Origin of the sequence: Streptomyces sp. NBC_01525 (genome assembly GCF_045040405.1) — a bacterium.
GTDB classification, from domain to species: domain Bacteria; phylum Actinomycetota; class Actinomycetes; order Streptomycetales; family Streptomycetaceae; genus Streptomyces; species Streptomyces benahoarensis.
Genome location: NZ_CP109397.1, coordinates 2,540,121 through 2,552,500, shown reverse-complemented (window position 1 = coordinate 2,552,500; position 12,380 = coordinate 2,540,121). Strand labels below are relative to the sequence as shown.

The 12,380-nt window shown below is 69.8% G+C and carries 8 protein-coding genes and 2 rRNA genes (1 of these 10 only partly in view); 9 read left to right on the top strand and 1 reads right to left on the bottom strand.

What is annotated here, in order from left to right:
• Positions 1-1,649, top strand: a 23S ribosomal RNA gene (locus OG422_RS11270) (it extends 1,472 nt beyond the left edge of the window).
• A 74-nt stretch (positions 1,650-1,723) separates the two neighbouring features.
• A 5S ribosomal RNA gene (gene rrf, locus OG422_RS11265) occupies positions 1,724-1,840 on the top strand.
• 474 nt (positions 1,841-2,314) lie between these two features.
• On the opposite strand, the gene OG422_RS11260 is transcribed toward rrf, so the two are convergent.
• Positions 2,315-3,631 (bottom strand): hypothetical protein, encoded by a 1,317-nt coding sequence (locus OG422_RS11260; protein ID WP_405742409.1) that lies wholly within the window; start codon positions 3,629-3,631, stop codon positions 2,315-2,317.
• Between the two features lie 154 nt (positions 3,632-3,785).
• Between OG422_RS11260 and mtnA the strand changes: the two genes are divergently transcribed.
• From mtnA to OG422_RS11225, 7 genes are all read left to right on the top strand, one after another.
• The gene (gene mtnA, locus OG422_RS11255) at positions 3,786-4,922 is read left to right on the top strand and encodes an S-methyl-5-thioribose-1-phosphate isomerase (protein WP_405742407.1); all 1,137 of its coding nucleotides are present in this window, start codon (positions 3,786-3,788) and stop codon (positions 4,920-4,922) included.
• Entirely contained in the window at positions 4,919-5,596 is a 678-nt protein-coding gene (gene mtrA / locus OG422_RS11250) for a two-component system response regulator MtrA (RefSeq protein WP_405742405.1), read from the top strand. The genes mtnA and mtrA overlap by 4 nt, the downstream gene beginning before the upstream one ends.
• Position 5,597: 1 nt before the next feature.
• The gene (gene mtrB / locus OG422_RS11245) at positions 5,598-7,640 is read left to right on the top strand and encodes an MtrAB system histidine kinase MtrB (RefSeq protein WP_143942147.1); all 2,043 of its coding nucleotides are present in this window, start codon (positions 5,598-5,600) and stop codon (positions 7,638-7,640) included.
• A gap of 130 nt (positions 7,641-7,770) precedes the next feature.
• Positions 7,771-9,546: an LpqB family beta-propeller domain-containing protein gene (locus tag OG422_RS11240; protein WP_405747737.1), complete on the top strand. Its 1,776-nt coding sequence runs from the start codon at positions 7,771-7,773 to the stop codon at positions 9,544-9,546.
• An 88-nt stretch (positions 9,547-9,634) separates the two neighbouring features.
• Positions 9,635-10,348 carry a ComF family protein gene (locus OG422_RS11235; protein WP_405742402.1) on the top strand — a complete coding sequence of 238 codons (714 nt, stop codon included), beginning with the start codon at positions 9,635-9,637 and terminating at the stop codon, positions 10,346-10,348.
• Positions 10,349-10,664: 316 nt separating this feature from the next.
• Positions 10,665-11,357: a ribosome hibernation-promoting factor, HPF/YfiA family gene (hpf, locus tag OG422_RS11230; protein ID WP_405747735.1), complete on the top strand. Its 693-nt coding sequence runs from the start codon at positions 10,665-10,667 to the stop codon at positions 11,355-11,357.
• A 223-nt stretch (positions 11,358-11,580) separates the two neighbouring features.
• A complete protein-coding gene (locus OG422_RS11225; protein ID WP_143942151.1) occupies positions 11,581-12,336 on the top strand; it encodes a response regulator transcription factor in 756 nt (251 codons plus the stop codon).
• Positions 12,337-12,380 lie beyond the last annotated feature (44 nt).

Sequence of the window (12,380 nt, the reverse complement as noted above, 5' to 3'; positions counted from 1 at the left end):
GGCCGACAGGCGTAGTCGATGGACAACCGGTTGATATTCCGGTACCCGTTGTGAAGCGTCAAACATCGAGCCCTCTGATGCTAAGGCCGTGAAGCCGCCCTGATCTCTTCGGAGTTGAGGGGAGTGGTGGAGCCGCTGATCCAAGGTGGTAGTAGGTGAGTGATGGGGTGACGCAGGAAGGTAGTCCAGCCCGGGCGGTGGTTGTCCCGGGGTAAGGGTGTAGGACGCACGGTAGGTAAATCCGTCGTGCATATAGTCTGAGACCTGATGCCGAGCCGATTGTGGCGAAGTGGATGATCCTATGCTGTCGAGAAAAGCCTCTAGCGAGTTTCATGGCGGCCCGTACCCTAAACCGACTCAGGTGGTCAGGTAGAGAATACCGAGGCGTTCGGGTGAACTATGGTTAAGGAACTCGGCAAAATGCCCCCGTAACTTCGGGAGAAGGGGGGCCATTGCTGGTGATCCGATTTACTCGGTGAGCTGGTGGTGGCCGCAGAGACCAGCGAGAAGCGACTGTTTACTAAAAACACAGGTCCGTGCGAAGCCGTAAGGCGATGTATACGGACTGACGCCTGCCCGGTGCTGGAACGTTAAGGGGACCGGTTAGTCATGATTCGTCATGGCGAAGCTGAGAACTTAAGCGCCAGTAAACGGCGGTGGTAACTATAACCATCCTAAGGTAGCGAAATTCCTTGTCGGGTAAGTTCCGACCTGCACGAATGGCGTAACGACTTCTCGACTGTCTCAACCATAGGCCCGGTGAAATTGCACTACGAGTAAAGATGCTCGTTTCGCGCAGCAGGACGGAAAGACCCCGGGACCTTTACTATAGCTTGATATTGGTGTTCGGTTCGGCTTGTGTAGGATAGGTGGGAGACTGTGAAGCGATCACGCCAGTGGTTGTGGAGTCGTTGTTGAAATACCACTCTGGTCGTGCTGGATGTCTAACCTGGGTCCGTGATCCGGATCAGGGACAGTGTCTGGTGGGTAGTTTAACTGGGGCGGTTGCCTCCTAAAGAGTAACGGAGGCGCCCAAAGGTTCCCTCAGCCTGGTTGGCAATCAGGTGTTGAGTGTAAGTGCACAAGGGAGCTTGACTGTGAGACTGACGGGTCGAGCAGGTACGAAAGTAGGGACTAGTGATCCGGCGGTGGCTTGTGGAAGCGCCGTCGCTCAACGGATAAAAGGTACCCCGGGGATAACAGGCTGATCTTCCCCAAGAGTCCATATCGACGGGATGGTTTGGCACCTCGATGTCGGCTCGTCGCATCCTGGGGCTGGAGTCGGTCCCAAGGGTTGGGCTGTTCGCCCATTAAAGCGGTACGCGAGCTGGGTTTAGAACGTCGTGAGACAGTTCGGTCCCTATCCGCTGTGCGCGTAGGAGTATTGAGAAGGGCTGTCCCTAGTACGAGAGGACCGGGACGGACGAACCTCTGGTGTGCCAGTTGTCCTGCCAAGGGCATGGCTGGTTGGCTACGTTCGGAAAGGATAACCGCTGAAAGCATCTAAGCGGGAAGCCTGCTTCGAGATGAGTACTCCCACCTCCTTGAGAGGTTAAGGCTCCCAGTAGACGACTGGGTTGATAGGCCAGATATGGAAGCCGGGCAACCGGTGGAGTTGACTGGTACTAATAGGCCGAGGGCTTGTCCTCAGTTGCTCGCGTCCACTGTGTAGGTTCTGAAGTAACGACCTGTGTTGATGCCGGGTTGGTCAACTTCATAGTGTTTCGGTGGTCATTGCGTTAGGGAAACGCCCGGTTACATTCCGAACCCGGAAGCTAAGCCTTTCAGCGCCGATGGTACTGCAGAGGGGACTCTGTGGGAGAGTAGGACGCCGCCGAACTATTTTTGAGCTCCGGTTCCCGGAAACCAGTTAGTGGTTTCCGGGGACCGGAGCATTTTTGCGTTCAGCCACAGGTGGTAATGGAGCTGTTCACGAAGCCCTTTGCCGGTGAGCCAGGGCTGAGTGGGGGAGGTATGCGGAACAGGCTGGCGGCCCGCAAGGCAGCGTCCCGTAGGTGTTGCTGGAGGGCCAGGCTTCACCGGCATATGGCGCTGAAGGCATCGTCGGCGGAGGCGTGGAGCCAGGCCCTCGACGTGGGCTCAGAGCCGCGTAGGGATCGTCGCGGCGGGGCGGCCGGGGCGCGGTGGTGCAGAGAGCCAGCTGGTAGAGAACTGGCCGTGCTGCGGGGAGGGAAAGGAGCGGATGCACTTCCGCCCCGCCTCCCAGGTGGGAGACGGGGCGGAAGAGGGGCGGTGTGCGGGTGCTGGGCGGTGCCTGGGCGCCTCCTGGACCCGTTGGTGCCGTGTCAGTGCATCAGTTGTCCGTCGGAGGGGCGGTGGGGACGTCAGTGGCCGGTGTGGCCTGGCTGGGGACGTTCCCCGTGGGGACCGGGGTGTCGTAGCCGGTGAGGCCGGCGGCGTGGGCGAGTTCGAGGTCGAGGGATTCGCGGCGGATGCGCTGGTCCATGTAGAGGAGGGCCGTCACGCCCGCGCTGAGCGGGAAGGTGAGGGCGGAGCTGATGACGGCGCCGATGCCCAGGACGGTCAGGACCGTCCAGCCGGTGGCGTTGGCGGTGCCGTTCATCCAGCTCAGGAGGGAGTCGCCGTCGATGATGAAGGCGATCAGCGTGACGGGGATCTGGACGATGAACGTGATGATGCCGACGAGCAGGTACGTCAGCAGCTGGATGCCCAGGACGCGCCACCAGGAGCCGCGTACGAGCTTCGCGGAGCGGCGCATCGAGGCGAGGACGCCCTGCTTCTCCAGCATCAGGGCGGGCGGGGCGAGGCTGAACCGTACCCACAGCCAGATGGCCACGGCGCCGCCGACCAGCAGGCCCAGCGAGCCGAGGGCGAACCCGGCGGGCGCGGAGCCGACCGCGATGACGATGCCGCCGGGGATGGTGGCCACGGTGATCACGGCGGTGAGCAGCAGCATCAGCAGGAAGAGGAGGCCGCAGAGCCGGGGCAGCTGAGGCCGGGCGTCCCGCCACGCCTCACCGGCGGCGACCGGGCGGCCGAGGACGGCGCGGCTGACGATCATGGTCAGCAGGCCGGTGGTGAGGATCGTGGCGAGCAGCCCGATCAGTGAGGTGATGCCGCTGCCGAGGAGCGTCCTGCCCAGGTCGCGGAACGCCTTGGTGACCGCCTCGGTGGACTCGCCCCGCAGTACGGGGGCCCGGCCGGTGTCCGGGAACCACAGTTTCGTCACGGCGGTGGTGGCGACCTGTGCCACGACGGCGATGACGAGCGAGATGCCGAGGACGGTGCGCCAGTGGACGCGGAGCGTCGAGAGCGCGCCGTCCAGGATCTCCCCGATGCTCAGCGGCCGCAGCGGGACGACACCGGGCTTCGGGGCGGGCGGCACCGGAGCCCAGCCGCCGCCCCAGGGCGGGCCGCCGGGCACCTGGCCGCCCGCCCCGACACCGGAGGTGGCACGGCCCCGGGGACCGGGGACACCCGCACGGGTGGACCACGTACCGGCGGGCGGTTGCTGCGTCGACCACTGCGGCGGTGCCGACGGCTTCTCGCCGTCCGGCGCGGGCGTCGGGTCGGGTTGGTCCCGGTCGCCGCGGTCCGGCTCGTCGGAGGGGGCGGATCCGGGCGAAGCCCAGCCCGGAGAGTTGTTCATCGTCGCTCCTTCATGCTTCCCGGTCGCCGCCGTGGCGGTCGGGACCGGCGTCCGCGGTGGCAGTCATCGTGTCATGGCGGCTGGGGCCCGGTGCCTGTGGCCTGGAGGGGCGGGGAGGTTCTGTTCGGGCGGCGTCGGGCGGCAGACTGGGCGGATGGCCGAACGTCACGAGGTACCCGAGACCGGCGCCGCGGCGCCCGTCGTCCCGTCGCTGAGGTGGGCGGACCCGCCCGAAGGACCCGCGGTGGTGCTGCTCGACCAGACCCGGCTGCCCGCCGAGGAGACCGAGCTGGTCTGTGCGGACGTGCCGCAGCTGGTGGCGGCGATACGGACGCTGGCGGTGCGCGGGGCCCCGTTGCTGGGCATCGCGGGCGCGTACGGCGTCGCGCTGGCCGCGGCGCGCGGTGACGATGTGGCGGCGGCGGCCGAGGCTTTGGCGCATGCCAGGCCGACGGCGGTCAATCTCGGATACGGGGTGCGGCGGGCGTCCGACGCCCACCGTGCCGCGTCGGACGCCGGTGCGGGCCCGGAGGCCGCCGCGTCGGCGGCGCTGGCCGAGGCGCGCGCGGTGCACGCCGAGGACGCCGACGCCAGCGCGCGGATGGCACGGCACGGTCTGGCGCTCCTCGGTGAGCTGCGGCCGGAGGGCGGGCACCGGATCCTCACCCACTGCAACACGGGCGCCCTGGTGTCCGGCGGCGAGGGGACGGCCCTGGCGGTGGCGCTCGCCGCGCACCGGGCGGGCGCGCTGCGTCGGCTGTGGGTGGACGAGACCCGGCCGCTGTTGCAGGGCGCGCGGCTGACCGCGTACGAGGCGGCGCGGGCCGGGATGCCGTACACCGTGCTGGCGGACGGGGCGGCGGGTTCGCTGTTCGCGGCGGGGGAGGTGGACGCCGTGCTGATCGGCGCGGACCGGATCGCGGCGGACGGCTCCGTGGCCAACAAGGTGGGCAGCTATCCGCTGGCGGTGCTGGCCCGGCACCACCGGGTGCCGTTCGTGGTGGTGGCGCCGCTGAGCACCGTCGATCCGGCGACCGCCAGGGGCGCGGACATCGTCGTGGAGCAGCGTCCGGGGCGGGAGGTGACGGAGTTCCCGGGGGCCCTTCCGGTGGCTCCGGCGGGTGCCCCGGCGTACAACCCGGCGTTCGATGTGACGCCCGCGGAGCTGGTGACGGCGATCGTGACGGAGGCGGGGGTGGTCTCCCCGGTGACCCGGGACGGTCTCGCAAAGCTGTGTTCCACGTCACGTTGGAGCACGTCACGATCAGGTAATGGGATGATGGCCGAATGAAGGGACGCGTCCTTGTCGTCGACGACGACACCGCACTGGCAGAGATGCTTGGCATCGTGCTGCGCGGCGAAGGCTTTGAACCGTCGTTCGTGGCGGATGGTGACAAGGCGCTTGCCGCCTTCCGCGAGTCCAAGCCCGATCTTGTACTGCTCGATCTGATGCTTCCCGGACGGGACGGCATCGAGGTGTGCCGGCTGATCCGGGCCGAGTCCGGGGTGCCGATCGTGATGCTGACGGCCAAGAACGACACCGTGGATGTGGTGGTCGGCCTCGAATCGGGGGCGGACGACTACATCGTCAAGCCGTTCAAGCCCAAGGAGCTGGTGGCCCGGATACGGGCCCGGCTGCGGCGGTCGGAGGAGCCGGCGCCCGAGCAGCTGGCCATCGGTGACCTGGTCATCGATGTCGCCGGGCACTCGGTGAAGCGGGACGGGCAGTCGATCGCGCTGACGCCGCTGGAGTTCGACCTGCTGGTGGCGCTGGCCCGTAAGCCCTGGCAGGTGTTCACCCGAGAGGTGCTGCTGGAGCAGGTGTGGGGCTACCGTCACGCCGCCGACACCCGGCTCGTCAACGTCCATGTCCAGCGGCTCCGCTCCAAGGTCGAGAAGGACCCCGAGCGGCCCGAGATCGTGGTGACCGTGCGCGGCGTCGGCTACAAGGCCGGGCCCAGCTGATATGAGCCGGACCGGTGCGGCCCCGGAGACCAAGCGGGGGCGTTCCACCGACTCGGCACGCGGGACGTCCCTCTCGGCGAGGGTGTTCGCGCGGTTGCTGCGTGGCGGGCAGCTGCTGCCCGACGGCGCGGTCAGCGGCCCGGTGCATCCGTTGCTGCGGCTGTTCAGCCGCTGGGTGCGGCGGCCGCTGCTGCCCGCGCTGCGGCTGTGGCGGCGCAACATCCAGCTCCGGGTCGTCGCGTCGACGCTGCTGATGTCGCTGGTCGTGGTGTTGCTGCTCGGCGTGGTCGTCGTCGGGCAGGTCCGTAACGGGCTGCTCACCGCGAAGGCGCAGGCCGCGCAGAGTCAGGCGGCGGGTGGTTTCGGCGTGGCGCAGAAGCTCGCCGACGGCGCCGGGGCGGGCGCCGGTGCGACCGTGGGCGACGACGCCGCGCGCTCCGGGGGCCGCGGCACCCAGGATTCCGCGACCTGGTTGACCGGCCTGGTCGAGCAGCTGGCCAGTGGTGGCCAGGGGGTTTTCTCCGTCGTGGCGCTCAGCTCGGACTCCGATGAGCCGTTCGGCGACGCCAGCCGCGGCACCCGGGGGCCGCGCGCCTCCGGGGACGTCGATCCGGAGGCGAGTGTTCCGCCGGAGCTGCGGCGGAAGCTGGACGCCAGGGCGGGCACGTTCCGCCAGTACACGCAGATCAAGCGGATCGGGTCGGACGAGGGCGTACCGGCGCTGATCATCGGCAAGCGTCTCAACGATGTGAACGGCAACCAGTTCCAGCTCTACTACCTCTTCCCGTTCACGCAGGAGGCGGAGTCGCTGAAGCTGGTGACGGGCACGCTGGCGACGGCCGGGGTGTTCGTGGTGATCCTGCTCGGCGCCATCGCCTGGCTCGTCGTCCGGCAGGTCGTCACACCGGTGCGGATGGCCGCGGGGATCTCCGAGCGGCTGGCCGCCGGGCTGCTCCAGGAGCGGATGAAGGTCACCGGCGAGGACGACATCGCACGTCTGGGTGAATCGTTCAACAAGATGGCGCAGAACCTCCAGCTCAAGATCCAGCAGCTGGAGGAGCTGTCCCGGATGCAGCGCCGCTTCGTCTCGGACGTCTCGCACGAGCTGCGGACGCCGCTGACGACGGTCCGGATGGCGGCGGACGTCATCCACGAGGCGCGCGAGGACTTCGATCCGGCGACCAAGCGCTCCGCGGAGCTGCTGCGCGGGCAGTTGGACCGCTTCGAGTCGCTGCTGGCGGAGCTGCTGGAGATCAGCCGGTTCGACGCCGGTGCGGCAGCGCTGGAGGCCGGGCCGGTCGATCTGCGGGACGTGGTGCAGCGTGTCATCGAGGGCGCCGAGCCGCTGGCCGAGCGGACCGGGACCCGCATCCTGGTGCGCGGCGCCGAGCAGCCGGTGATCGCCGAGGCGGACTCCCGGCGGGTCGAGCGGGTGCTGCGGAATCTCGTCGTCAACGCCGTCGAGCACGGTGAGGGCCGCGATGTGGTGGTGCGGCTGGCGTCGGCCGGTGGCCCCAGTGGTGGTGCGGTGGCGGTGGCGGTGCGCGATTACGGCGTGGGGTTGAAGCCGGGCGAGGCGGCCCGGGTGTTCAACCGTTTCTGGCGCGCGGACCCGGCGCGGGCGCGGACGACGGGCGGTACGGGCCTGGGCCTGTCGATCGCCGTCGAGGACGCCCGGCTGCACGGCGGCTGGCTCCAGGCGTGGGGCGAGCCCGGTGGCGGTTCGCAGTTCCGGCTGACTCTGCCGCGTACGGCGGGCGAGGCGCTGCGGGGCTCGCCGATCCCGCTGGAGCCGGAGGACTCCCGGCGCAACCGCGCGGCGGCGGCCGCGAACCGTCGGCGGCCCGGCGGAGCCCGTACCCCGGCCGCCCTCACCGCCCCGACCCGGGCGGCGCTGCCCGCCGGCCCGTCCGGGAACGGCGCGTCGCCGGAGGGCGTACGGGACGACAAGGCGGCGCGTGGGACGCATACGCGCGCCGGTGACGGTGACCCGGTCGACGGCGTTCGGGGCGGGGACCGGGAGGGTGAGCTGCGTGGGCGCTGAGCAGGGACGACAGGGGGAAGCGGCGGTCTCCCGGGCGGGACGGGGCGAGGCCGACACGGGGCCGGAGGGTGCGGCCGAGGCGCCGTGCCCCCGGGGCGCCCAGCGGCGTCGTCAGGTCCGGGGCGTCGCGCTGCTCGGATGCGCGGCGCTGGTGCTGGCCGGGTGTGCCTCGATGCCGGAGAGCGGGGACGTCAAGGCGGTCGATCAGTCGCCGCGTGTCGACGGTGATTCGCAGGTGCGGGTGTACGGCGTGCCGCCGCAGGCCGGTGCGCAGCCGACCAATATCGTCCGCAGCTTCCTCGACGCGACCACCAGCGACGAGGCGGACTTCCGTACGGCCACGCAGTATCTGGCCCAGTCGGCGCGGCGGACCTGGCGGCCGTTCCTGGTGACGAATGTGCTCCAGGAGCGCCCCAAGCCGGAGAACGGGCCGCAGATCCGGGGGGATCGGGACGGATACACCGTCACGCTGTCGGGCAGTCAGGTCGCCACGGTGGACGCGGGCCACGCGTACACGCCGGAGGAGAAGCCGTACCACCGCACGATCCACCTCATCAAGGAGAAGGGGCAGTGGCGGATCGACCGGCTGCCCAACGGGCTGGTGCTGGGGCAGTCCGATTTCCAGCGCATCTATCAGTCGGTCAACAAGTACTACTTCGCGTCCTACAAGACGGAGTCGCAGGAGCCCAAGGCACGCCGTGACGTGCTGGTCGCCGACCCCGTCTACCTGCGGCGGCGGATAGATCCGATCACGGCGAGCGTGAAGGCGCTGCTGGACGGGCCCACCAACTGGCTGAACCAGGTCACCGTCTCGGAGTTCCCCTCCCGCACCCGGCTGGCCAGCCGCAGTCTGTCGCTCAACGACTCCAACGCGCTTCAGGTGAAGCTCAGCAAGGAGGCGGTGAGCACGGACACCGGGCAGTGCAGGCGGATGGCGGCTCAGTTGTTCTTCACCGTCCAGGACATGACCCGGGCGTCGAAGATCAGTGAGGTGGAGCTGCAGGACGGCAACGGCAACTCGCTGTGCGTCCTGAGCCAGAGCCGGGCGGAACGGGACTTCGCGCCGCAGCAGCGCGCCGGCGGACCGGCCGACGAGTACTACCTCGACGCCGAGCACCGGCTCGTCGCGCTGTCGGACACGGCGACCGAGGCGTCGCCGGTGCGCGGCCCGTTCGGGACGGGCAAGACGCCGCTCCGTTCGGTCGCCGTCGCCCGGGACGAGCGCACCGCCGCCGGGGTGTCGACCGACGGCAGGTCGCTGTACGTCGCCGCGCTGGAGGACAGCGTGGAGCGGGGCGGACCGATGCTGACCAGCGCGGTCAAGGACGGTCTGACGGCGCCCAGTTGGGACGGTCTGGGCGATCTGTGGATCGCCGAACGCACCGCCCACGGTTCGCGGCTGCTGCGGATGCGCGAGGGCAAGGGCGACCCGGAGCAGGTGGCGGTGCCCGGTCTCGGTACGCGGCGGATCAAGGCGATCCGGATGGCCGCCGACGGCATCCGGATAGCGATCCTCGTGGAGGACGGCGGGCGTACGACGTTGCAGCTCGGCCGGGTCGAGCGGGGCGGTTCGTCGGCGCACCCGCTGCTGTCGGTCGAGGAACTGCGGCCGATCGCGCCCCAGTTGGAGGACGTGGTCGCGGCGTCCTGGGCGGGCGGCAGCCGGCTGGTGGTCGTGGGCCGGGAGTCGGGCGGCGTGCAGCAGATGCAGTTCATGGAGACCGACGGATCCGCGTCGAACGTGCCGAGCCTGCCCGGCGTCACGGGCGTCAAGGCGGTGGCCGCGTCCGAGGACGAGACCCGCCCGCTGATCGCCGATGCCGTCGACGGCATCGTCCGGTTGCCGCCGGACGCCAATTGGAAGACCGTGGCGAAGGACGGTACGGCGCCGGTTTACCCGGGGTGAGTGCGCGGCTACGCGGCCGGGAGCAGGTGCGCCGGAGGGGTTTTCCACAGGGCTGGTGAGGGACAGCCCGGCGCGTGACAGTGGAGTCATGCGGGAGATATGGCAGGAGCTGGCCGGGCTGGTGCTGCCGGTGGACTGCGCCGGATGCGGACGGCCGCGTACGGAGCTGTGCGCGCCGTGCCGCCGGGGGCTGGCGCGCGGCGCGGCCCGGGTGCGTCCGGACCCGGCGCCGGTGGGGCTGCCGGAGGTATGGGCGGGGGCGGTCTACGCCGATGAGGTGCGGGCGGTGCTGCTCGCGCACAAGGAGCGGGGCGCGCTGCGGCTGGCCGAACCGCTGGGGGCGACGCTGGCGGCCGCGGTACGGGGGCTGTGCGGGCCGCAGGGCGGCGCGGGTCCGCGGGCGGGGCCGGTGGTGCTGGTCCCGGTGCCGTCGGCGCGGGGGGCGGTGGCCGGGCGCGGGCACGACCCGGTGCGGCGGCTGGCGTACGCCGCCGCCCGTGAGCTGCGGTGCACGGGCCGGGCGGCGCGGGTGTGGGCCGGGCTGCGGCAGCGCAGACCGGTGGCGGACCAGGCGGGGCTGGGTGCCCGGGAGCGGCTCTCCAACGTCGCCGGGGCCCTGGTGGTCCGGGGCGGGACCGCCGGGCCGGTGGTGGCGGCGCCAGTGGTGCTGGTGGACGACCTGGTGACCACGGGGGCGACGCTGGCCGAGGCCGGGCGGGCGGTTGCGGCGGTGGGCGGCCGGGCGCTGGGGGCGGCGGTGGTGGCCGCTCCGGGGGCGGCGTTCGCCGCGTACCGGAACTGAGGCCGGGAAACGGACGTTCCAGGTAGGGAGGCGAAATCCACTTGAACGCAGCTGGTGGCCGTGAGGGGGTGCCGACACCCGCCGGAGCGAGCTATGTTCGGTTGTGAGGACTTGGCGGACGCTTTGCCTCGAATGTCGTGCTGGGTGCGTATGGGGCTGTTTGCCGCGACCCTGAAATCAGGAGAGTGGAGAGCCCGTCCCCGGGGGAGGAGGAGGTGAAAGTCGCCAAGTCCGAGGCTTCGGCACTCACCGGAGCCTGGTGCAAGAAGGAATCGTTCCGCTCGTCGGGCGGGGCGATCCGGGAACGGAGTTCTGCGTGGACATCGTCGTCAAGGGCCGCAAGACCGAGGTGCCCGAGCGGTTCCGCAAGCACGTGGCCGAGAAGCTGAAGCTGGATAAGGTCCAGAAGCTCGACGGCAAGGTGATCAGCCTGGACGTCGAAGTGTCCAAGGAGCCGAACCCGCGGCAGGCCGACCGTTCCGACCGGGTGGAGATCACCCTTCGCTCCCGCGGCCCGGTGGTCCGGGCCGAGGCGGCGGCAGGTGATCCGTACGCCGCGCTGGATCTGGCCACCGCGAAGCTGGAGGCACGGCTGCGCAAGCAGCACGACAAGCGTTTCTCCCGTCGGGGCAGCGGCCGCATCCCGGCCAGCGACGTGGCGGTGAGCGTCCCCGACGCCGCGAACCTGAAGCCCAATGGGGAGCTCGCCACGGACGTGGCGCCCGAGGAGAGGGTGCCCACCAAGAAGGTGGCGTCCCTGGTGGTCCAGGGGGACGGCCCGCTGGTCGTCCGCGAGAAGACCCACTCCGCGGCGCCCATGGCACTCGACCAGGCGCTCTACGAGATGGAGTTGGTCGGTCACGACTTCTATCTCTTCGTCGACGCCGAGACGAAGCAGCCCAGTGTCGTCTACCGGCGGCACGGCTACGACTACGGCGTCATCCACCTGAACCCCGATTCGTTCGGGGAGGAAGGAGCCGGGGGCGCGGGGGGCGCACTCGGCGGCTGACCTCATCCCATGGTGCCCCCGGCGTGCGCCCGGGGGCACCATCGTGCCTGCATGGGGGAGGAGTTGAGGCCGTATAGAGTTGTGCCGGGCCATGGCGCAGGGGCACCTCGGGTGCCGGGGGAGCGGCCGTATGGCGTTGACCGGGCTGGCCGCGGGGGCTGTTGTCAACCAGCCTTGTATCCAAACTCTGGCCACTGGGCCGGGTAGTTGACGGGGAGGGACGATGGGGGACAGCTTCGTGCCCGTGCGCGGCGACGCGGACGGCGGCGGTAACGGCGCCGGTGACGCGTGCGGGAGGGGAGCGGATCCGTCACGCGAGGAGCCGATCCGGGTTCTGGTGGTGGATGATCACGCCCTCTTCCGGCGGGGGCTGGAGATCGTGCTGGCCCAGGAGGAGGACATCCAGGTCATCGGCGAGGCCGGGGACGGCGCCGAGGCGGTGGAGAAGGCCGCCGATCTGCTGCCCGACATCGTGCTGATGGACGTACGGATGCCCCGGCGCGGCGGCATCGAGGCGTGCACCGCCATCAAGGAGGTGGCCCCCAGCGCGAAGATCATCATGCTGACGATCAGCGACGAGGAAGCCGATCTCTACGAGGCGATCAAGGCCGGGGCCACCGGCTATCTGCTCAAGGAGATCTCCACGGACGAGGTGGCGACCGCCATCCGGGCCGTCGCGGACGGGCAGTCGCAGATCAGTCCCTCGATGGCGTCCAAGCTGCTCACCGAGTTCAAGTCGATGATCCAGCGCACGGATGAACGGCGGCTGGTGCCCGCGCCTCGCCTCACCGACCGGGAGCTGGAGGTCCTCAAGCTCGTCGCCACCGGCAGGAACAACCGCGACATCGCCAAGGAACTCTTCATCTCCGAGAACACCGTGAAGAACCACGTCCGCAACATCCTGGAGAAGCTGCAGCTGCACTCCCGGATGGAGGCGGTGGTCTACGCGATGCGGGAGAAGATCCTCGAAATCCGGTGAGGGGCCGGGTGGGGCGGTGGGCCCGCCCTGGCTCCGGGGCCGAC

Coding starts and splice junctions, on each gene's coding strand:
- OG422_RS11260 (WP_405742409.1), bottom strand. CDS start 3,631: ATGAACAACTCTCCGGGCTGGGCTTCGCCCGGATCCGCCCCCTCCGAC.
- mtnA (WP_405742407.1), top strand. CDS start 3,786: ATGGCCGAACGTCACGAGGTACCCGAGACCGGCGCCGCGGCGCCCGTC.
- mtrA (WP_405742405.1), top strand. CDS start 4,919: ATGAAGGGACGCGTCCTTGTCGTCGACGACGACACCGCACTGGCAGAG.
- mtrB (WP_143942147.1), top strand. CDS start 5,598: ATGAGCCGGACCGGTGCGGCCCCGGAGACCAAGCGGGGGCGTTCCACC.
- OG422_RS11235 (WP_405742402.1), top strand. CDS start 9,635: ATGCGGGAGATATGGCAGGAGCTGGCCGGGCTGGTGCTGCCGGTGGAC.
- OG422_RS11225 (WP_143942151.1), top strand. CDS start 11,581: ATGGGGGACAGCTTCGTGCCCGTGCGCGGCGACGCGGACGGCGGCGGT.